The 20,783-nt window shown below is 46.9% G+C and carries 16 protein-coding genes and 1 tRNA gene; 6 read left to right on the top strand and 11 right to left on the bottom strand.

The window, feature by feature from the left end:
* The first annotated feature begins 2 nt into the window (after positions 1 to 2).
* The 5 genes from PJF56_RS04530 (at position 3) to PJF56_RS04510 (ending at position 7,112) form a co-directional block, all read left to right on the top strand.
* Positions 3 to 833, top strand: a complete 831-nt coding sequence (locus PJF56_RS04530; RefSeq protein WP_283761455.1) for a carbohydrate ABC transporter permease — start codon at positions 3 to 5, stop codon at positions 831 to 833.
* Between the two features lie 114 nt (positions 834 to 947).
* Complete coding sequence (locus tag PJF56_RS04525) at positions 948 to 1,838, top strand: alpha/beta fold hydrolase (protein WP_283761454.1); 891 nt, start codon at positions 948 to 950, stop codon at positions 1,836 to 1,838.
* A gap of 108 nt (positions 1,839 to 1,946) precedes the next feature.
* A complete protein-coding gene (locus tag PJF56_RS04520) occupies positions 1,947 to 4,835 on the top strand; it encodes a PA14 domain-containing protein (RefSeq protein ID WP_283761453.1) in 2,889 nt (962 codons plus the stop codon).
* 47 nt (positions 4,836 to 4,882) lie between these two features.
* Positions 4,883 to 5,545 carry a DUF47 domain-containing protein gene (locus PJF56_RS04515; protein ID WP_283761452.1) on the top strand — a complete coding sequence of 221 codons (663 nt, stop codon included), beginning with the start codon at positions 4,883 to 4,885 and terminating at the stop codon, positions 5,543 to 5,545.
* A 70-nt stretch (positions 5,546 to 5,615) separates the two neighbouring features.
* Positions 5,616 to 7,112, top strand: coding sequence for an inorganic phosphate transporter (locus PJF56_RS04510; protein WP_283761451.1), 1,497 nt, complete (start codon positions 5,616 to 5,618; stop codon positions 7,110 to 7,112).
* Positions 7,113 to 7,504: 392 nt separating this feature from the next.
* Here PJF56_RS04510 and ctpB read toward each other — a convergent pair whose 3' ends face one another.
* Positions 7,505 to 8,815 carry a carboxyl-terminal processing protease CtpB gene (gene ctpB / locus PJF56_RS04505; RefSeq protein ID WP_283761450.1) on the bottom strand — a complete coding sequence of 437 codons (1,311 nt, stop codon included), beginning with the start codon at positions 8,813 to 8,815 and terminating at the stop codon, positions 7,505 to 7,507.
* A gap of 290 nt (positions 8,816 to 9,105) precedes the next feature.
* On the opposite strand from ctpB, the gene PJF56_RS04500 reads away from it, so the two are divergent.
* The gene (locus PJF56_RS04500; RefSeq protein WP_283761449.1) at positions 9,106 to 9,810 is read left to right on the top strand and encodes a YdcF family protein; all 705 of its coding nucleotides are present in this window, start codon (positions 9,106 to 9,108) and stop codon (positions 9,808 to 9,810) included.
* Between the two features lie 237 nt (positions 9,811 to 10,047).
* On the opposite strand, the gene PJF56_RS04495 is transcribed toward PJF56_RS04500, so the two are convergent.
* The 10 genes from PJF56_RS04495 to hemB all read right to left on the bottom strand — a co-directional run bounded on the left by PJF56_RS04495 (position 10,048) and on the right by hemB (position 20,681).
* Positions 10,048 to 10,120, bottom strand: a tRNA-Thr gene (locus tag PJF56_RS04495).
* A 200-nt stretch (positions 10,121 to 10,320) separates the two neighbouring features.
* Positions 10,321 to 10,959: a response regulator transcription factor gene (locus PJF56_RS04490; protein ID WP_283761448.1), complete on the bottom strand. Its 639-nt coding sequence runs from the start codon at positions 10,957 to 10,959 to the stop codon at positions 10,321 to 10,323.
* A gap of 294 nt (positions 10,960 to 11,253) precedes the next feature.
* Positions 11,254 to 11,679 carry a (2Fe-2S) ferredoxin domain-containing protein gene (locus PJF56_RS04485; RefSeq protein WP_283761447.1) on the bottom strand — a complete coding sequence of 142 codons (426 nt, stop codon included), beginning with the start codon at positions 11,677 to 11,679 and terminating at the stop codon, positions 11,254 to 11,256.
* A gap of 32 nt (positions 11,680 to 11,711) precedes the next feature.
* Positions 11,712 to 12,299, bottom strand: coding sequence for a cell division topological specificity factor MinE (gene minE, locus PJF56_RS04480; RefSeq protein WP_283761446.1), 588 nt, complete (start codon positions 12,297 to 12,299; stop codon positions 11,712 to 11,714).
* Positions 12,300 to 12,386: 87 nt separating this feature from the next.
* Positions 12,387 to 13,193, bottom strand: coding sequence for a septum site-determining protein MinD (gene minD / locus PJF56_RS04475; RefSeq protein WP_283761445.1), 807 nt, complete (start codon positions 13,191 to 13,193; stop codon positions 12,387 to 12,389).
* Between the two features lie 71 nt (positions 13,194 to 13,264).
* Positions 13,265 to 14,203, bottom strand: a complete 939-nt coding sequence (gene minC, locus PJF56_RS04470) for a septum site-determining protein MinC (protein WP_283761444.1) — start codon at positions 14,201 to 14,203, stop codon at positions 13,265 to 13,267.
* 153 nt (positions 14,204 to 14,356) lie between these two features.
* On the bottom strand, positions 14,357 to 15,715 hold the full coding sequence (locus tag PJF56_RS04465; protein WP_283761443.1) for a hybrid sensor histidine kinase/response regulator: 1,359 nt from the start codon (positions 15,713 to 15,715) through the stop codon (positions 14,357 to 14,359).
* Between the two features lie 2 nt (positions 15,716 to 15,717).
* Positions 15,718 to 18,111 carry a hybrid sensor histidine kinase/response regulator gene (locus PJF56_RS04460; protein ID WP_283761442.1) on the bottom strand — a complete coding sequence of 798 codons (2,394 nt, stop codon included), beginning with the start codon at positions 18,109 to 18,111 and terminating at the stop codon, positions 15,718 to 15,720.
* Between the two features lie 427 nt (positions 18,112 to 18,538).
* The gene (gene cax / locus PJF56_RS04455; RefSeq protein WP_283761441.1) at positions 18,539 to 19,636 is read right to left on the bottom strand and encodes a calcium/proton exchanger; all 1,098 of its coding nucleotides are present in this window, start codon (positions 19,634 to 19,636) and stop codon (positions 18,539 to 18,541) included.
* Between the two features lie 61 nt (positions 19,637 to 19,697).
* Positions 19,698 to 20,681: a porphobilinogen synthase gene (gene hemB, locus PJF56_RS04450; protein ID WP_283761440.1), complete on the bottom strand. Its 984-nt coding sequence runs from the start codon at positions 20,679 to 20,681 to the stop codon at positions 19,698 to 19,700.
* Between the last annotated feature and the right edge of the window lie 102 nt (positions 20,682 to 20,783).

Below are 20,783 nucleotides of genomic sequence, written 5' to 3'. Positions count from 1 at the left end.
CTATGCATAAGACCAAATTCTGGCCGACTCTAGCAACCTATAGTGTACTGATCATCATAGCATTTATGATGCTCTTGCCGCTACTGTGGTTAGGGAGTACCTCCCTGAAATCAGCCGGTGAAAATATCTTTGAGTTTCCGCCGCAATTAATTCCAGAAGAACCCACCCTGAGTAACTTTATGGAGGTTTGGCAAACCAACCCCTTTGACCGCTACTTATTCAATAGTTTCTGGATTTCTGCCCTGACGGTGGGGATCAATTTACTCTTTTGTTCCCTGGCGGCTTATCCCTTAGCGCGGCTCAATTTTCAGGGACGACAACTGATTTTTAACCTCATTGTGGCCACGATTTTGATTCCGTTTCAAATTGTGATGATTCCCCTCTATATTTTAATGGTACAATTGGGATTAAGAAACACTTATTTAGGGGTAATGTTGCCGTCTCTGGCTTCTGCATTTGGGATTTTTCTCTTGCGACAAGCCTTTCAAGGTGTGCCCAAGGAATTAGAAGAAGCAGCGCGTATGGATGGCTGTTCAGAATGGGAAATTTGGTGGTGTGTGATGTTGCCTGCTGTCCGCCCTGCTTTGGTGACTCTGGCGATTTTTGTGTTTATTGGATCGTGGAGTGACTTTTTATGGCCGTTGATTATTTTAGATCAACCGGAAATGTTTACGCTTCCTCTGGGTGTGCAACGGTTAGCGGGGACATTTTCGTTAGATTGGCGTTTAATTGCGGCGGGATCGATGATTTCAATTTTGCCGATTTTACTGCTTTTTATGTTTGTGCAACGCTATATTATGTCTACGGATGCGAGCAGTGGTTTGAAAGGTTAGGGTTGGCGATCGTTGCCCTCATCTCTCTTCGTCCAAAATATTGTATCTGCTTAGGCGATCGCCAAAAATTGATTAAAATGGGAGCGTAATCATTGAGAACAGAACAAAGCGTACATGATTATCCCTCCCGGTTTTGAGCAAAACTCTGTGGTAACCAGCTTAGGTCGCATGGTTTACTACCACCCCAGTGACTCCTTCTGGGATTCTCAGGTCAAGCTACAGCCCAAATTGGTGTTTTTACATGGGTTTGGGGGAGGGTCATCGGCCTATGAGTGGTCGCAGGTGTATCCCGCATTCGCCCCCCAATATTATACCCTCGCTCCCGATTTAATCGGTTGGGGTCGTTCCGAGCATCCAGAGCGCAACTATACCATTGAGGATTATCTGACCACCATTCGGGAATTCCTCGAACTCACCTGTGACGAACCCTGCACGGTGATTGCCTCTTCTTTAACCGCAGCGTTGGTGATTCGGGTAGCGATTGAGTATCCTGAGTTATTCGAGTCTCTGATTCTAACCACTCCGGCAGGATTATCGGATTTTGGCCAAGATTATAGCGCCAGTTTATTTGCCCAATTGATTAAACTTCCGGTTTTAGATAAATTGGTTTATAGCAGTGCGATCGCCACCGAAGCCGGAATTGCTTCCTTTCTGGAAAATCGCCAATTTGCCCAAAGCAATCGCATCTACAGCCAAATCATCGAAGCCTATCTCGAATCGGCGACACAACCGAATGCAGAATACGCTGCCCTCTCTTTTGTGCGGGGGGATTTATGCTTTGATTTAGCCAAATATATGCCCCGTTTAACGACTCCTACCGCCATCCTTTGGGGGAAAAAATCTCAATTTACTGGCCCCGAAATCGGTCAACGTCTCGCGGGTCTAAATCCCGAATATGTGAAACGATTTATGACTCTAGACGATGTGGGACTGACTCCCCAATTGGAAATGCCCGGATTAACCATTGGTCTCATTCGTCAACTCTGGAAACAATTGCGGCCTTAAGGGGTTATGGGCGGCAAAAGGGCAGAAGGGTAATGGAAAACCGTTTTTTCAGGCTATAGCCCCTATCCCCGTGTCTCCGCGTCCCCCTGTCTATTCATTTAAAAAGCCATGCGTCTCTCTCTTTATCTCCCCTTACTGATTCTCGGATTAACCACAGGAGTAGTCCTTTCTGGGTGTCAAACTTTAGAAACAAATGACCCCTCAATTACGCAAGCAGTCATCCCTGCTGGACGCACCCTAGAGTTTACCCTTACGGAAAAACGCCGGGTTTCTTTGGGTATTTTTAATGCCGAAGGGGTTTTGGTGCGGGAAGTGCTGAGGGGTGAACCCTATGAAGCGGGAACCCATCAGGTAAGGTGGGATGGCTTGGATGGGGAAGGAAATCCTGCGCCTGCGGGTGAGTATACTTGGAAACGGGTGACTCATCCGGGGTTTACTTCCCGCTATGTGACCCATATTGGCGTGAATCCGCCATCAGAATCGTATCATTTATGGCCCGGAGAACATACCGGTGTGGGAACCGTGGCTGTGGATGATTCTGGGGTTTACTTTGGCGCAAGGGTGACAGAAGTGCCTCCAATGGTGGTGAAGCATTCCCCGGATGGTAAAGAGCAAATTTGGACGAAAGAGCAGTATTACAAAGGGGGCCGTCTGAAACGGTTGGCGGCGGGAGGGGGTAAGGTGTATTTGCTTAAGGATGAGGGGGGAGGGAATACGGAAACCCATTGGATTAGGGTGGTAACGGCGGATACGGGACAACCGGCAGGAGACTGGCAAATTACGGAGGGCGGAATTCAGGTTAGTGATGTTGATATTGAAGGTGATAATTTAGTCGTGGTTTTGCCCGATTTAGGGGAAATCCGATGGCTCGATCCAGAGAATCCGAGTATGGTTTTAGGGACGGTTAAGGGGTTAGAGGGGGTGAATGGGGTGACGGCAGTAAGCGGCGATCGCCAAGGAGCTGTCCTGGTTCATACTCAAGGTCGAGTCATCTTTGTCGATCCCGTGTCAGGCATTCAGGAGACTCAAATCACTGGCTTACAGGGGGTTGTTGCCCTCGATCTCGACCATACCACCGGGGATTTATATCTGAATGAAACCAGCCAAGGGTCTCAGGTTTGGCGCTATGACCGGGAGTTTCGCAAGGTACAGGAATATGGCTCAGAGCGGCGACCCTTTGGGGTCTATCAACAGGAGTTATTCGGGGATCTGGCGGATGTGACGGCGGATCAGCGCGGTGGATTTTATACGACAGAGCCGGGGAGGTATCCTCGGCAAACCTCCCATATTGGCAGCGCGGATGGCTCGGTTTTAAGTGCCTGGTTTGGGGGATTAAGTTATTATCTAGTGCCCACGGTTGACCCCAAAGACCCCAGCATTATTTGGTTAACCGGTCATGCTCCAGAGGTAGTTAAGCTCCGGCTGAATGTAGATGAAGGAACCTGGGAGGTGTTAGAGGTCTATTCCTTTGCAGAACCGGGGGATAAGCTCTTTGTGGAAAATCGGGCGATCGGTTCCCGTTGGCAACCGGTGTATTGGCAAGATGAACTCTATTTATTCGCGACGAAAAGACCGGCTATTTTAAGAGTCGATCGCCAGGAAGGGAAATTATGGCCCGTTTCCTTAACCACAACCGTCATTCACGACCCCAATAGTGACCTGTGGAGGGGGTCTGGAGAAGACGGTTTTCCCGCGCCATGGGTGGAAGCGGTGCGATCGCAAGGGTTTCAGGACTTGGGTCAAGCACCGAGAAGCTTTGCTTGGGGCGATCGCAATCAAAATGGCCTCATGGAACCCGAAGAATTCCTCTTCTATCCCCAGGATTTTCGCTGGAATTTCGCCGGTGAAGGTGCTTGGGATGACCAATTTAACTATTATTTACCCACCCAAAACTTTGGCAGTTCCGATCCCCAATTTGCTTGGTATAAAGTCCCCGTAGCCGAATGGCTCGGAACTAATCCCAAAATCCCCTTTTACAACCTGCAAAACATCGAACCCGGCCCCCCAATCCCTGAGTCTGTAAATAATGCCTATTGGGGAAGAGAATTAGAGCGCGATCGACAGGGTAATATCTATCTCGTCAGTCAATCCCATCTCACCATTCATGAAAGCTTAGGAGGACGCTGGCCCAGTAGCCAAAATCGCGTCAATCGCCTGATCAAATGGAATGAAAATCAAGAACTTTTAGGCTTGATTTCCCGTAAAGTCTTCGATCATCGAGAAAAAGATAGCGGCAAACTCTATTATCCCATGCATGTGCGCTCTGGCCCCGATAATACAGTGATTGTCGTCGATCAAGACTATACGCCAGCCGCCGTTTATACCCAAGATGGATTATTTATTGGCCCCCTGTTAGACCAGCGTACCTTAGATAATTATCCGGATTCCGTTTATCAAGCCTCTTATCATCAAGATTTTCAGGGATTTGCCTTAACAGAATTGGCCGATGGTCGCCGGTTTTGGATTGGCCCGCAAACGGGAGGATTACCGGTTTATGAAAGCCTGGGATGGGACAAAATTCAACAAGCAACCGGTCAATTGAAGCTAGATCAACCCGTCGAAACCATAGGATTCTCTGGAACCGGATTAACAGGAACTCTCTATCAAAATATCGAGGGTAAATCAGCTCTGGGCGAGTTTACCTTTTCCAAAATTGACATCGAACCCTATAACCCTTCCCCTATCTCTGGGGTTGCACCCGATGATTTTAAGATGGTGTGGGAAGGTGAAGTGCAAGCCAGATTTAGTGAAGACCATCAATTTTATCTGTACTTGAAAAAAGCCCAAGATTCTGGTAAGATATGGGTTGATAATCAATTGGTTTTTGATGCTGAAGATTCAGAAAATCCTGTCCCTAAAATTACTCTGCAAAGGGGAGAAAAATATCCGATTAAAATCGAATGGATTAACCAGGGTGGAAATCCAACCCTTCGAGCGATCTGGACAAGTACCACTCTCGATCCGGAAGTGATTCCCCAAGAAGTTTTATATCCTTAATTACCTTATTGCTTATACTGCTCTAGAGGAGTAAAATTTTAGCAGCTATGAATCACTCATCACTCCCCCTGTTTGGTAAAACCAAATTCATCGAAAATCAACTGAATGAATTTTTTGATCGCCTCTCGGAAGGGGGGATGTACTTTGAGATGGGTATGGTACTCTACCTAGAGACTGAAGCTCTCACCCCAGGGTGCGAAGAAAAAATGCAACAAATCGACCAAGTGAAACATCGCTGTAATACCTTGCGCCGGGAAATTGAAGCGGAACTCTACACGGAAATGCTCATTCCCGATGCGCGGGGAGATGTTTTGAGTTTGCTCGAAGATTTGTATTATCTGATTGGCTTAATTGGGGATAATTTTCAAAATTTGATGATTGAAGAACCGATTATTCCCACTCCCTATCATAGTGATTTTAAGCAGTTGGTTTCCATGGGAGTCAAGTGTTTGGAAACTATTGTTCTCACCTCTCGCGCCTTTTTTCGCGACCCCAGAACCGTCCGCGACTACGCCTATAAAGTCCGGGTTTACGAAGCAGAAGCGGATCAGATTTCTTTTCGCCTGAAACGGGGGATTTTTCGCTCCGTTTTACCTTTGGCTCATAAAACCCAATTGCGAGATGTCATTGATGTGATTGATGCATTAGCCGATGCCTCCGAAGATGTGGCGGATAAGCTATCCATTTATGCCATTAAACGAGCATTATAGCTCTTGGCAGGGTAACATCATTACCCATTACTAATTACCCATTACCCATTACCCATTACCCATTACCATCATGGATGCGATCGCCGCTTTTATCTTCCTCTCCAGTGGGCTATTCTTAGGATGGTCTCTCGGTGCTAATGATGCTGCAAACGTCTTCGGCACTGCGGTTGGCAGTCGCATGATTCGCTTTTCCACAGCCGCGTTTCTATGCAGTGTCTTTGTGATTTTAGGGGCGGTTATTGGGGGCGCAGGGGCTGCCGGAGGCTTGGGAGAACTCGGATCGTTAAATGCTCTGCCGGGAGCGTTTACAGTGGCATTATCAGCCGCTATGACGGTGTTTTGGATGACCCAGTTAGGTTTACCGGTGTCTACCTCTCAAGCGGTGGTGGGGGCGATTATTGGTTGGAATCTCTTTAGCGGTGCAATTACGGATTTAGGGGTGTTATCGAAAATTGCCCTCACTTGGGTGGCGTGTCCGGTTTTAGGGGCGATATTTGCCGCTATTTTATATCGCGCGATCGCGATGATGATTAATCGCACAAAACCCCATTTACTGCAATTGGATTTATATACCCGTTGGGGGTTGATTTTAGCGGGAATTTTCGGCTCCTATGCCTTGGGCGCGAATAATATTGGTAATGTAATGGGGGTGTTTATTCCTTCGTCTCCGTTTACCGAGTTTCACTTGGGAACGATGGTGCGCGTGAGTTCAACACAACAATTATTTCTCCTGGGAGGTATTGCCATTGCGATCGGAGTCTATACCTACTCTAGAGGAGTGATGATGACCGTGGGCGGCAGTTTAATGAAATTATCCCCCATTGCCGCCTTTGTGGTGGTGGTTGCCCATTCTTTAGTCTTATTCGTCTTCTCTTCAAGGGAATTACAACAAACGTTTATTAGCCTCGGAGTGCCCCCCATTCCCCTGATTCCGGTATCGAGTTCTCAAGCGGTAATTGGTGCAGTGATTGGCATTGGACTATTACAGGGGATGCGAGGAGTAAGGCAAATTCGCTGGCGAGTTTTAGGGGAAATAGGATCGGGTTGGGTTTCGACTCCGGCGATCGCCACCTTAATCAGTATTATTCTCCTCTTTATTGTCCAAAATGTCTTTAACCAACCCGTGTATGAGGAGATCCACTTTCGCATCTCCGAACCCGTGTTAATGCATCTACAACAAAAAGGCGTACCCACGACCGAAATTGCCCCCTTAGAAGGTCAAACCCTGACTAAACCAGTTAATTTTCGCACTGCCTTAAGACGGGTTGCCAGCTTAACCCCAAAACAAGAATCCCAGGTAATGGCAGCAGCAGAACTCTATCCCCTGCACATTACCCCAGAAGCGATTAACAAAATTGATTCCCAAGCCTTAACTCCAGAACAATTCTCAGCCATTGAGCGATTAACCGGTCAATCCTTTAATTATAAATGGGAACTTCATCAAGCTCTAGGGGTGCAAACCACTGCCTGGCAACCCCAACCGGGAAACGAGAACTTAGAAGACCAATTTCTTTATCTGGAAAAACTATTTTATAGTGCTTCGTGGGGTAGGCGGCGATCGCGATAATTCAGTTATAGCGCTTTCTGCTTCGCAGACATGAAACGCGCGGTAATAGGTAATAGGTAATGGGTAATTGGTAGTCAGGTTGCAGAATGGGATCGCGCCTTGCTATAGCTTTGATATCGAACAAGCGGGCAAGAGAAAGGCAGTGAGCAAGATGCTCACACTACATCTTCCTCCTTAGAGAAAGGCAGCGAGCAAGATGCCCACACTACATCTTCCTCCTTAGAGAAAGGCAGTGAGCATCTTGCTCACACTACATCTTCCTCCCTAGAGAAAAGCAGTGAGCAAGATGCTCACACTACATCTTCCTCCCTAGAGAAAGGGTATGAGCAAGATGCTCCCACTACATCTTCCTCCCTAGAGAAAGGCAGTGAGCAAGATGCTCACACTACTATCTATGGCCTCATTTCAAACGTCGTGGCTAAGGGTTTGGGAGACAATTGAGCCGTTAAAGAGGCGATCGCCTGGGTATAATGGGGATCGGAAGACGTAGCTCGTAAACGGGCATTTTGCACCAAGCGCCGTTGATCTCGCTGACTCAACTCGATCGCCACATCCGGAGTAATCCCCATTTTACTAATATCCGTTCCCTTCGGCGTGTAATAATGGGCAACCGTAACCGCCAATCCGGAGCCATCGGAGAGGGAATGAACCGCTTGCACCAAGGCTTTACCAAAGGTTTTCGTTCCCACTATTTTAGCCCGATGATTATCTTGCAGAGCGCCCGTGAGAATTTCACTCGAACTAGCCGATTTCTGATCCACTAAAACCGCTAAGGGCCGTTTCGTTAACGCAGTACGATTCGCTCGCACAGACTCCCGATTCCCATTACGGTCAATCGTACTAACAATCGCCCCACTATCGAGCCACATACGAGCAATTTCAATACTTGATTCTAATAATCCCCCTGGGTTACCGCGCAAATCTAGCACAAACCCATCCACATTTTGATGTTCTAAATCTTTAATCGAGCGCTCCATTTGTTCAGCCGCATGGGAGCTAAACTCATCTAAGCGAATATAACCCACTCGTAAGGAACCCTCTTGTTTAACTTCATGGTTAACAGAAGGCACTTCCACCGTAGCTCGCACAACCTCTAACTCAAAGGGGCCCCATCCCGGCCGGGTTAATTTCAGTTTTACCTTACTCCCCACATCTCCTCGAATCAGTTGGCTGGCTGTTTGCAAAGACATGCCCTCCGTAGACTGGCCATCAATGGCTAAAATGATATCTCCAGGGAGAATACCGGCTTTCAACGCTGGGGATTTATCATAAGGTTGAATCACGGTCAATCGGCGAGTTTGGGGATGGATTTCTAAGGAAATACCCACCCCAGATAACTCTCCAGAGGTTTGCTCGGTGAGTCGCTTAAACTGGTTGGGGTCAAGAAAACGGGTATAGGGGTCGTTGAGTTGTTCTAAGGCCGCGCGAATGGCTCTATAGGCTTGGTCGGGGCTAGTATACTGGCGATCTAGGAGTTCCTGTCGCACATTCAACCAATCCACTTGATTAAAATCGGGATCAACATACTCACGGTTTACAATTTGCCAGGTTTCATCCACAATTGCTTTGGGACTATCCTGTAAGGCTGCACGGACTGATTGACACCAGGCTGTACCGAGTAAAGATAGGGTTGCTGTGGTGGTCAGTGTACCCGTGAGCAACGCAATCTGAAGTGGTTTTAAGCAGTTTTTATACCAGTTCATTGGGATTAGCCGCGATCGAGGTTAGAGAGTGAGCTGTCCTATTGAGTTTTTATCTTCAGTTTTACCCATCAACTGATGTACTGGGTAGGAATACTGAGTCGATTGAAGAATGCAAAATGCTCCAGGAAGCTCTTTGATTCTACTTCAAGACGAATAGCTCACTTTCCCTATTGTGTGCCACTTTTCCCCAAGTTAGGCCAGGGAACATAACATAACTTTACATCCACTAAGGAAAATGGCGATCGCCTATACTCAGAATCCCATCCCTAGCCAATGTTATGGAGGTAGTCATGAAGATTTGGGCAAGATTAACTTCTCCTGTGCTGCGTCGTTGGTTGCGATTGGGCACTTGGGTACTCCTTAGCCTGATGATAGTCGTTGGCAGTGGGTGGGCGATCGCCACCTCCCAAAAACTTTCTATTGCTTCCCAATCCCCCCTCGATGCCTATTTAATGCTAGGGGGCAGCATTCGTCGAGAAATGCATATCACGCAAGTAGCCAAAGATCATCCCAACCTTCCCATTCTCATCTCCCAAGGAGCCGACGATCCTTGCATTGTACGCCTATTTGAAGTCAACGCTGCACCCCAAAATCAAGTGTGGTTAGAGCGCTGCGCCAATGCCACCTTTGAAAACTTTTACTATACCTTACCCATTCTCAAAAACTGGGGGGTTCATCACCTACAAATGATCACCTCGGCTCGCCATCTCCCCCGCGCCCAATGGTTAGGACAAATTATCCTCGGTAGTCATGGCATTTGGATGGAAACCTATACCGTCAAAGAAAAAGGCATTCCTGGAAATACCGAATCTCCTTTGAAAACCGCATTAGATGTAGTTCGCAGCCTCATCTGGGCAGGAATTAGCCAGTTTTATCAACCGAGTTGTGACCAATTGTATCGGCTTGTGGACTCTGATGTACAAGAGTGGATAGAAAAAGGATATAACTGCGAACATCAATGGGATTTACGCCATATCTTTAAAAATATGCCTTAAGATGTGATATCAAGTCCGGTTTCCGCAAGCGGACATGAAAATGGGATTCAAGAAGCGGGCAAGATGCCACTTTACGTGAACTGTGTGAATTATTTGCACAGCTCACCGGCAATTGGGTAAGTCCTACTCCCATATTGGGGGGTGTTATGTTGGATTTAGGCAGATTTTAGGCAGATGCAGTAGCTGATGATTAGCCTGTCAGGGGTGAAAGTCTCCCTGTGACTGCATTCATAGAAAAGCTGGTGAGGAGACTCGAACTCCTGACAGGCTGATTACAAATCAGCTACTCTACCAACTGAGTTACACCAGCAGACTCATGCTTAGAGCAGTATATCAGAAATTGGATCTCCTTGTCACTCCCCGATCTTAAAGGAAGGGAATATCGATGGAGCAACAGTCCAAAGGTGGTTTGGAGGAGTAGAGTTGTGGCTTCAGACTGTGCAATTGAGAAGGAAAACCTCAAGTCAAGATGCAACCCTTATGATTAATTCGGTTAACCTAATTGCTGCCCTAAGCTAGATTATTTTCCATGGCCCAACGAGCTAACTCGGTGCGGTTGTGCAAATTGGTTTTACCCAACATATTAGAGACATGGCTTTCTACGGTGCGTTGACTCACATTTAAGATCTCGGCAATTTCGCGATTAGAACTGCCTTGGGCTACTTTCTGTACCACTTTGCGCTCCGTAGGTGTTAGGGTCACATCTTCAGGTACTTTGGGGAAATTAACTTCACTATTATTCCCTTTGTAGGGATAATGCATCATCCGGGAGGCCTGTTTGAGGGAAGATTCAACTTGGGCCACGAGTTCTTCGGGTTCAAAGGGTTTGACCATGTAGACATCAGCTCCTTTACTCAACCCTTTCACCCGGTCTTGACTTTGGCCTTTAGCTGACAAAAACAGGACGGGAATCCAGGCCGTGTTCTCATTTTCCCGGACTTTTTGCACAAACTCATAACCGTCCATTTCCGGCATCATCACATCACAGATAATCATATCTGGAGTTTGCTGCTGTAAGATATCGATCGCTTTTTGACCATTTTCGGCTGTTGTCACTTCGTATCCCCGGAATTCTAGGTAATCTTGCACCAACAGAATTAAGTTGGGATCGTCGTCAATCAGCAGTAATTGCTTTTGGTCAGTTGTCATATCCGTATAACCTCATTTACTTCATTATCAACTACTGTTTATTCAGTATATTCCTCTATTTTCAGGAAATCAATAGGAAGAACGTTCGAGTTTCTGCCTTGTCCCAAAATACCTGAGACTTCTCCGAGATTCGAGAACTGAGGGTCAGATTAGGTATTTTGGTAAATATACTGATATAAGCTCAGTTGTTTTTTTTGATTATAGCGTACTTTTGCGGAAATAATCAGATGATCCAATAATTTTTCTGCGGAATTTACTGATTTTTTTCTCCGAATATCCGAATTTCCTGAAAACTCATGATGAAATTACGGAAGCATTGGGCAAGGGATGGATCAGGAAGGCATGGTCTTCAACCACCTGATTGCCTAGGAGATGTTCTGTAATAATCCGCTCGATCGCATCTGGTGTACAGCTATGATACCAAACCCCATCAGGATAAACCACGAGAATCGGGCCGTTCTGGCAAACTCGTAGGCAATGACTCTTAGAGCGAAAAATACTCGCCGGCCGTTCTGGAGTGGGCCGATCCAATTTCAACTCTTTTAAGCGAGTTTTGAGATAATTCCAAGATTCAAGACTCTGTTGGCGATCGCAACATTTAGGAACGCTCTGATCGGCGCAAATGAAGATATGGCGCTCAATCTGAGCGAGACCCAGTGCTTTGACACAAGCACTTAAGGAGTCAAAAGTGGTTTTTTGTGCATCAGATTCCAGGTTCATTCGTAAGACAAAGTAACACGATTCACTTTATCTTACTCAGATTTGGGCGATTTTCGTTGTTTTTGGCTGGATTTCGGGGGTAAATCTGTTTTTTTAGGGGATTCTGTGGGTTCAGAGGGTGCAGAAGACTCTATCTCCTTTTCTTCCTTTTTTGCTGGAGCTGACGTACTAGGAGGAGGTTCAGGCGATTCTAGGGGCGCATCTTCGACAAATAACTCCTCTAATTCCGGAGCCGATTCTTCAAGCGATTCTTCAAGGGATTCTTCAGCCAATACTTCGGCCGACTCTTCCAGAGCAGGAGAGTTGGGGCTGCTCTCTTCCTCGGAGGAAGAATTTTCCGGTTCCGGTTCAGCCGTCTTTTTAATCCGGCGAATGGGAAAATTCGCAATTAAAGCTGTAGTGCGATCGCTATTTTCTATGGCAAACTCCAATTGTTCGTCATCAATCTCCACATAGCGAGACAGCACCGCCAAAATATCATCCCGCATGGCATTCAACATCCCCGGACTAATCCCCGCTCGGTCATAAGCGAGTACCAACTTCAACCGCTCTTTCACCGCCTCACGACTAGACGGGCGAGTAGTCCAGGGAAAAAGGCGTTCTAGAAGATCGTTTAACATAGGGAGTTAGGGGAATAGGCAAAAGGCAAGAGGCAAAAGGCAAAAGGCAAAAGGCAAAAGGCAATGGGAAAAAGAAATTCACCGCACTTATCCCTTGCGGAACATCTGAAACAAGCGACTGAAGAAATTGCCTTGGGGGGGAGCCAAATCCAGAAACGGAACTTTTTCCCCTTCCAGACGGCGAGCAATATTACCATAGGCCATCCCTGGTAAGGAGGACTCTCCAGCAGCCGAAAGTACCAAGGGTTCCCCTCGGTTCGTGGACACAATCACCCGTTCATCATCGGGAATCATACCGATTAGGGGAATGGCCAGGATTTCCTGAACATCCTGAACCGACATCATGTCATTGGCTTCCACCATGTTTGGGCGAATGCGATTGACAATTAAGCGAATTTTGCGAATACTGTTGGCTTCCAAAAGACCAATCACCCGGTCAGCATCCCGCACTGCCGCAATTTCTGGTGTGGTGACAATGACGGCTTCTTGTGCTGCGGCGATCGCATTTTGGAATCCCATTTCAATTCCAGCCGGACAATCGACGATCACATAATCAAAACTAGGACTCAAGCGATGAACCAACTTAGCCATTTGATCCGGAGTAATAGCATCTTTGGTGCGATTTTGGGCTGCGGGTAACAGCACCAACTTCGACTGACGCTTATCTCGCACTAAAGCTTGCTCTAAGCGGCACTCTCCGGCAATCACCTCGACTGCTGTATAGACGATGCGGTTTTCCAAACCTAAGAGGAGATCCAAATTTCTCAACCCAAAATCGGCATCAACCAGGACAACTCTTCGTCCCCGTTGAGCCAGAGCCATTCCTAAATTAGCGGTGCAGGTGGTTTTACCTACTCCTCCCTTTCCTGATGTAACGACGATAATACGGCTCATGATGGCGATTTCTTTGGCAGGGTCACGGCTGTTGATTATAGCAAGGCAGTTTAGGGTTTTAACAGATGGGGTTAAACTTCGGGTTGTTCATCGGCTAGAGCCTGACGAACTTTGTGAAACTCCATGGCTCCAGCGATGTGAATGCCTTCGGGGGTGGCGTAGGCGACTTCTGGATAGGGTTTGGGTAAGGAATGTTGGGGCGCTCTGGCGACTTGACCGGCAATTCGCACTTGAGTCGGTTCCATATCTAAGGCCATGATGACACATTCGGGGTTGCCGATCGCCCCTGCATGGGCTACACCCCGCAGTCTTCCCCAAACCAGGATATCGCCATCGGCGACCACAGAGGCTCCGGGATTGACATCGCCTTGGATAATGACGGTTCCTTTATGGCGAATTTCCACGCCCGATCGCAAGGTAGTCTGTAGATAGAGAGGCTCTTCTTGCAGTTGTAGGGGTTGGGAGGAAGCCGACTTGAGGGGATCTTTGCGGGTTACCTGTTGCACCGAATAGCCACAAGTGGCTGCTGCTACGGCGGTTTGGCGGCGTTGGGTTTCCACCTGTTCTAGCTCAAGCTGGGATTGTTTCAGGATATCGGCGATCGCCTGCAATTGGCGCATATCTAATAAACGGTCTTGGGAGATTAAATGAACCGGTACATTCGATTCTCGCAGGCGATCGCTCCCTTTAAGCAACACCTGAAGTTGTTGAAACAACTCCGTCCAAGTACAGCTTAATTCTCCCTCTGGCGGTAAAACCAAGCAAAAATGGGAGCCTTGGGACTTCAAGCGCACCGGAATATCTTTCAACTGCTGCTGTTCGGGAGGCAATTGTTGGTCATCTATTGCTGCATCTTCGAGATGATCGCCTTCGTGTGAAGTCTCTTCAAGATTTGCAGGGGGTTCTGAAGGTGCAGCCTCCACGGGTTGATCCGGGGACTCCTCTGGAGGAGCCGCATCTAAGCTGACAGCAAACGTTAAGGAAGCGGGAGAAACAGAAGATTCAGGCATGAGCGATCGCGCTTTTAGCATGGCTTTTAGTGCATTATATAGCGCTTTGCGCGGTAATCGATAATGGGTAATCGGTAATGGGAAAACCGTTTTTCACGCTATAGTTCCCATTTTTAAGGATTTGAGCGAGAGTGCCCTTTTATTGAGCCAACCCTAGATCGGCAAGTGAATGCCAAATTTTGTTCCCTGACCTAGTTCAGAGTCAACCGTCAGGGTTCCCCCGTGGGTTGTGACCACAATTTGGTGAGCGATCGCCATCCCCAATCCCGTTCCTTTGCCCACTTCCTTCGTGGTAAATCCTTGCTCGAAAATGCGTGTTTTCACTTCATCTGCCATTCCCTTCCCATTGTCGGTAATACCTACCAGAATATTCTTCTTATCTTCGCTTAATTTCGTTTCAATGGTAATGCGATTGGGATCTTTTTGTATCTCTTCAAATGTTTTCCCTGCATTGCTTTCATCGAGAGCATCGATCGCATTAGCCAAAAGATTCATAAACACTTGATTAATTTGCCCAGCATGGCATTTAACGGCAGGTAGATCCCCATACTTTTTGACAATTTCAATAGCCGGCCGTTGTTCGTTAGCTTTGAGGCGATACTTTAAGATTAACAGCGTACTATTGAGTCCTTCGTGCAAATTAAATTCTGTTTCCTTATCCGTATCTGTGCGAGAGAACGTTCGCAAAGATGTACTAATTTTCCCGATTCGCTCTACCCCTTCCACCATAGATCTAATCAGCTTAGGAAGGTCTTCAATCAAGAAATCCAGCTCTATATCCTCCGCATTTTCTTCAATGCCAGGTGTAGGCTTATATTCCTGTTGATAGAGATCTAAATGACCAAGTAAGTCATCAATATATCCCAGGGCATACTTAAGATTACCCTGGATAAAATTCAGAGGATTATTGATTTCGTGTGCCACCCCTGCCACCAAACCTCCCAGAGTTGACATTTTCTCAGTTTTAATCAGTTGTAATTGAGTTTTCTGTAATTGATCGTATTGCCTTTGTAATTCTTGGTTAGCCTTCTCTAAAGATTGATTGAGTTGTCGAAGTTGGATATTTTGCTCCGCGAGTTTTTCCCCTTGGATAATATTCGTTTCTCGTAATTTTTTCTTGATTTGGTAGAGGTTTATATGAGTGGCTACCCGCGCCAAAACTTCCTCTGCTTGAAACGGCTTGCTAATATAGTCTACCCCACCTACTTGAAAGGCTTTTACCTTATCAAAGGTTTCATTTAAGGCACTAATAAAAATTATGGGAATATTTTGAGTTAATTCTTGAGCTTTGAGTTTCTCGCAGACTTCGTAGCCATTGATTTCTGGCATCTGGATGTCCAGCAAAACTAAATCTGGGGGAGAATAAGCGATTCCCTCAAGAGCGAGTTTACCCCTAGGAAAAGGACGCACATCATAACCCGCATCCTCCAACAAATTACAGAGTAGATGCAAGTTAGCTGCCGTATCGTCAACTACAGCAATTTGACCTAGAGGTAAATTATCATTGTTCATAGTTAACTAATCTCCTGGGGGATTAGGTTCAAAATTTTATCGTATTCAAAATTATGGAAGCAATTGGCGATCGCCTCCGCTAAAGCCGCATTTTCCCTGGCAATTGCCTCAACTACAGCCGTTATTTCTCGCTTGCTGGCACTGACGACTGCCCTCCGTAATTGCACCTGCAATTCTGGCGGTAAAGCGAGTATATTTTCTGAAGTTAATACCTCCGTTTCCTGGAGAATTTCCTGCCGTGACTGAGTGATATCCTCATACACATAGCGCACCCCTAAATACTTCTCCATCATCTTAAAAATATCATCTTCGCGAAACGGTTTACGCAAGAAATCATCGCATCCGGCAGAGACGACGACTGCTCGTTCCTCTTCTAAGACGCTGGCTGTTAAAGCAATGATGGCCGTCGCTTGTCCTGCTGTAGTCGCTTTAATCGTTTGAGTGGCTTCAAATCCATTCATCACCGGCATCCGCATATCCATCCAGATTAAGTCCGGTTGCCACTGCTCCCAGATTTCCACTGCCTCTTTGCCGTTACTCGCTTGGGCAACCTCGAAACCTAAAGGATTCAGGAGTTTAACGAGCAATTGTCGATTGACTGGTTTATCATCAACAATGAGGATGCGATAGCGGGGTTGGTCTGGCTCCAAAGCAATAATCCGGCGTTGGTTAACCTCCTGACTTTCGATTTCTGTTGCTGCGACTTCTGTGTAGGCAATCTCAAAAGTAAAGATCGTTCCTTTACCCACTTGGGAACTAACCTGCATTTCGCCCCCCATCACTTGAACGAATTGACGACTGATGGATAATCCCAAACCGGTTCCTTCTTGGGATTGCTTGCCGCTTTGAGTTTGACTAAACGCTTCAAAGAGTTTATCGAGGTCTTCTGGGGCGATGCCTGGGCCTGTGTCTTCCACTTCAAAGGCAATTTTAGCCCCATTAATCCTTTGACTTCTGACACAGATGCCCCCTTGTTCGGTAAATTTGAGGGCGTTGTTAATCAGGTTAATGAGGATTTGCCGCAGTTTTACTTCGTCGGCGCGAATGTAGCGGGGGAGATTGGGGGCTGGTTCTAACAGCAATTGCAAGCCTTTATCTGTGGCTTTGAGTTGGAACATATCGTGGATGTCATCGAGGAGGCGGTGGAGGTCAAAGTTTTTTTCGTTGAGGGTGACGCGCCCAGCTTCGATTTTGGAGAGGTCGAGGACGTTGTTAATTAACGTGAGCAGGTGTTCGCCACTGCGGTTGATGATGCTGACACTTTCTTGATGCTCTTTGGGCAGGGTTTGAGAGCGGGTCATAATTTGAGTGAAACCGAGGATGGCGTTGAGGGGACTTCGCAACTCGTGACTCATGTTGGCGATGAAGGTGCTTTTGGCTTGGTTGGCGGCATCGGCTGCTTCTTTGGAACGTTGTAGCTGCCGTTGCTTGAAGCTTTGCACTTGTTGGAGGATCGCGATGGTGGCGATGGTGAGTCCGGCTACGACTAAGGCGATAACTTCTAGGGGTCTAAGTTGAGATTCGATATTCTCCCTGGGAATGACGAGGGCGATCGACCAGTTGGCTTCTCTGATGGGAACGTGGGCGATATAAACCTTTTTGTTGTCGAGTTGCATCAATTCAATGCCCCTTTCCTGCCTCATGATTTGCTGGGTGAGAGGTTGGAAATCTGGGTGTTGTTCCTTTTGTACGACTTCTTCGGCGCGATCGCCTGCATAAATAATCGGTTTGCCTTCTGAGTTGAGAGCGAAGGCATAACTCCCCTCTCCATATTTGAGGTCGGTCACGACTTTAGTGACTCGTTCTAAAGACATAATACCAGTGAGTACACCGGCAGGCGTTTCACTTTCCGATGGAACGGGAGCGCCGACGACTACTATATTTATGCCCATAGTCCGAGAGACGATCGGATCGGAGACCGAGTTTTTCCCCGTCATGGCAATCTGAATATGTTCGCGATCTTTGAGGTTCTTACCCTTGGCAAATCCGACCTTGGTATTATAGTAGGAACCATCGGGATAAACCATTGCAAAGTAAAAAAAGTCTTTTGATCTTGCTTCTTCCGATCGCATATAGGGTTCCACTTGAGACCAATCCATTGTCCGTAATGTTGGACTCGCAGCAATAGCAGCATTTTCGGCTTTTTGGATGCCTAGCCATTTATCGACGCGATCGACTCCTTGCTGTACTTCCAATATGGCATTTTGCTTTAAACTTTCCAGGTAAGAATTTCGCAAAATTTGATAGCTGTAGTAAGTTGCCATACTGACCCCTAAAGTCATGATGCCAACCACTATTTTTAACAGCAGGTTTTCCGATAAACTATCTATCTCAGTTTTAGCCGCAGTAGGGTCTTTTGCAGCAAATTTACTGAGTTGTAAATTAGGAAGTTTCATATTAGAATAGAGGGTGGAGGGAGTTGACCTAGGCGATCGGGCCAGGGATGCAGAGCCTTATCGGTAAAAAAAATTATAAAAATACAGACCAGAAAACACCAGATTTCCGTATTCTAAAAGAAAATCATCGAATATCATCTGAGTGTGCAATGAATCGTAATATCAAATCCGGCTATTTATCTATGATTAAGTCATTGCGAGTCTTCTTAACATATTGAATCAGTTTCACCGGAAGATGGGGATAAGTCTCAAAAGATTCAGTTATATCAAGTCCGCTTATTCATGTCCGCGAAGCGGAAATACCCGAATTAAAAATCCAGGGAGCAAGATGCTCCCACTCCAGTCAGATCGAAGAATTCGAGGAGTGCGGGCATCTTGCCCGCTTCTTGAATCCAATTTAAGCGGACTTGATATCAGAAGTTGGAGATTAACCTAATCCTTCGATCGCCGGATGGAAGAAGAACGCTAACCCTAAAACCACATAAGTAGCAAGTAACAGGGAGCCTTCCAACCAATCGGAACGACCATCAGAACTAACGGAATTCGCCAGTAGGACAGCCACAACCACTGCCACTAACTCGAAAGGATTAAAATCGAGATCCATGGGTTGGTGAAAAAATACTCCCGCTAACACTAAAACCGGAGCCACAAACAGGGCAATCTGTAAACTCGATCCCATAGCCACAGAAACCGACAATTCCATCTTATTCTTCATGGCGACGGTGACTGCGGTGGCATGTTCAGCCGCATTACCAATAATGGGAACCACAATCACCCCGGTAAACAAAGCAGTTAAGCCTAAATAAGAGGTTGCCTCTTCTAAAGAATCCACCAATAGCTCCGATTCCACGGCAACCACCACAGTTGCCACCAGCAGCACCAGACTCCACAAAACGAGATTCGGCTGTTCATGGGGTTCTTCTTCCCCTTCCTCCTCATTTTCCGCCAAACCGACATCATAGAGATAGGAATGGGTTTTCATGGAAAAGAGCAGGGTGAGCAAGTAAACCACAATTAAAACGATGGATACCGCACCGGATAAGGTTTGCATGGTTTCTTCGGCGATCCCATCCGAGGTGACATCGACTGCGGTAGGAACCAAGATGGCAATCACCGCTAGATTCATAGCTGAGGCATTCAAACGCGCTACCACCGAGGTGAAATTTTGTTCCTTATAGCGAATGCCGCCTAAAAACATAGCAAACCCCATCACCAGTAGCAGGTTACTGATGATGGAGCCGGTAATACTGGCTTTGACAACACTGACTAAGCCCGCATTTAAGGCAACTAAACCAATAATTAATTCAGTGGCATTCCCGAAGGTGGCATTCATCAGCCCTCCCAAATTGGGCCCGAGAACCACAGCAATTTCTTCTGTGGCGATGCCCATCCAAGCGGCTAGGGGGATAATGGCTAAAGCAGCCGTGATAAAGATTGTTGTCGATCCCCATTCAAAAAAATGGCCGGCGATCGAGATGGGGACAAAGATTAAGAATAGCGAAATGATGATATTCGTTTTGGACATGGTGAGTGAATCCAGGTTGACACTCACTCATGCTACCCGCATTTTCTCAAACTGTCGGTAATTAGCCTTGAAGCCACCGAGCAGCGTCTTTAGCGTGATAGGTGAGAATCAGATCGGCTCCTGCACGTTTGAAGCTGGTTAAGGTTTCTATGACCACCCGCTTTTCATCAATCCAGTCATTGAGGGCAGCCGCTTTGACCATGGAATATTCACCGGAAACATTGTAGGCGGCGACGGGGAGGTTAGAGGCTTGTTTGACTTGCCAGATCACATCCATGTAGGCTAGGGCGGGTTTGACCATCAGCATATCTGCGCCTTCGGCCACATCTAGGTCAATTTCTTTGATTGCTTCTCGACTATTGGCAGGGTCCATTTGATAGGTGCGGCGATCGCCAAATTGGGGGGAAGACTCGGCTGCATCTCGGAATGGCCCGTAATAGGAGGAAGCATACTTAGCTGCATAGGACAAAATCGGGATCTCTTCAAACCCGGCTTCATCTAACCCAGCTCGAATGGCTTGTACAAACCCATCCATCATCCCGGACGGGGCAATTACATCGGCTCCGGCTTTGGCTTGGGAGACGGCGGTTTTTTTCAATAATTCTAAGGTGGGATCGTTCAGCACCCGTCCCGTCAAGTCTCCCACTTCTAAATAACCACAATGGCCATGGCTGGTATACTCGCACAGACAAGTATCGGCAATCACCACTAGACCAGGAACTGCTTCTTTGACTGCTGTGGCGGCTTTTTGGATCATCCCACAATCATGCCAAGCGCCTGTTGCTTCCATATCTTTGGTTTCGGGAATGCCAAACAGGATAATGGCGGGAATGCCTAGATCGTAGACTTCTTTGGCTTCGTCTACAATTTTATCTACCGATAACTGATACACACCGGGCATCGATCGCACTTCCTTGGCGATTCCTTCACCCGGTATAGCAAAGAGGGGATAAATCAAATCATTAGTGGTGACCACATTTTCTTGCACCATCCGGCGCAAAGTGGCAGAGTTACGGAGGCGGCGAGGGCGATGAATGGGAAACATAGTTAGGGGTTTACAAACGAGAATCTAAACAAAATCAGAGTATTTGTGCATTGTATAGCGATCGCCGATCCCTCTTGGCATTTGACCCCTTTTTCTCAATCT

This window comes from Roseofilum halophilum BLCC-M91 (genome assembly GCF_030068445.1).
GTDB lineage: Bacteria > Cyanobacteriota > Cyanobacteriia > Cyanobacteriales > Desertifilaceae > Roseofilum > Roseofilum halophilum.
Note: the sequence above shows the minus strand (reverse complement) of the source record. Positions and strands in the feature narration are given on the sequence as shown.

What these genes read in the sequence shown, in the direction of transcription:
- PJF56_RS04520 (WP_283761453.1), top strand. Translation starts at nt 1,947, where the DNA reads ATGCGTCTCTCTCTTTATCTCCCCTTACTGATTCTCGGATTAACCACA.
- PJF56_RS04465 (WP_283761443.1), bottom strand. Translation starts at nt 15,715, where the DNA reads ATGAACAATGATAATTTACCTCTAGGTCAAATTGCTGTAGTTGACGAT.
- minD (WP_283761445.1), bottom strand. Translation starts at nt 13,193, where the DNA reads ATGAGCCGTATTATCGTCGTTACATCAGGAAAGGGAGGAGTAGGTAAA.
- PJF56_RS04530 (WP_283761455.1), top strand. Translation starts at nt 3, where the DNA reads ATGCATAAGACCAAATTCTGGCCGACTCTAGCAACCTATAGTGTACTG.
- hemB (WP_283761440.1), bottom strand. Translation starts at nt 20,681, where the DNA reads ATGTTTCCCATTCATCGCCCTCGCCGCCTCCGTAACTCTGCCACTTTG.
- PJF56_RS04525 (WP_283761454.1), top strand. Translation starts at nt 948, where the DNA reads ATGATTATCCCTCCCGGTTTTGAGCAAAACTCTGTGGTAACCAGCTTA.
- minC (WP_283761444.1), bottom strand. Translation starts at nt 14,203, where the DNA reads ATGCCTGAATCTTCTGTTTCTCCCGCTTCCTTAACGTTTGCTGTCAGC.
- cax (WP_283761441.1), bottom strand. Translation starts at nt 19,636, where the DNA reads ATGTCCAAAACGAATATCATCATTTCGCTATTCTTAATCTTTGTCCCC.
- PJF56_RS04510 (WP_283761451.1), top strand. Translation starts at nt 5,616, where the DNA reads ATGGATGCGATCGCCGCTTTTATCTTCCTCTCCAGTGGGCTATTCTTA.
- ctpB (WP_283761450.1), bottom strand. Translation starts at nt 8,815, where the DNA reads ATGAACTGGTATAAAAACTGCTTAAAACCACTTCAGATTGCGTTGCTC.
- PJF56_RS04490 (WP_283761448.1), bottom strand. Translation starts at nt 10,959, where the DNA reads ATGACAACTGACCAAAAGCAATTACTGCTGATTGACGACGATCCCAAC.
- PJF56_RS04515 (WP_283761452.1), top strand. Translation starts at nt 4,883, where the DNA reads ATGAATCACTCATCACTCCCCCTGTTTGGTAAAACCAAATTCATCGAA.
- PJF56_RS04500 (WP_283761449.1), top strand. Translation starts at nt 9,106, where the DNA reads ATGAAGATTTGGGCAAGATTAACTTCTCCTGTGCTGCGTCGTTGGTTG.
- minE (WP_283761446.1), bottom strand. Translation starts at nt 12,299, where the DNA reads ATGTTAAACGATCTTCTAGAACGCCTTTTTCCCTGGACTACTCGCCCG.
- PJF56_RS04460 (WP_283761442.1), bottom strand. Translation starts at nt 18,111, where the DNA reads ATGAAACTTCCTAATTTACAACTCAGTAAATTTGCTGCAAAAGACCCT.
- PJF56_RS04485 (WP_283761447.1), bottom strand. Translation starts at nt 11,679, where the DNA reads ATGAACCTGGAATCTGATGCACAAAAAACCACTTTTGACTCCTTAAGT.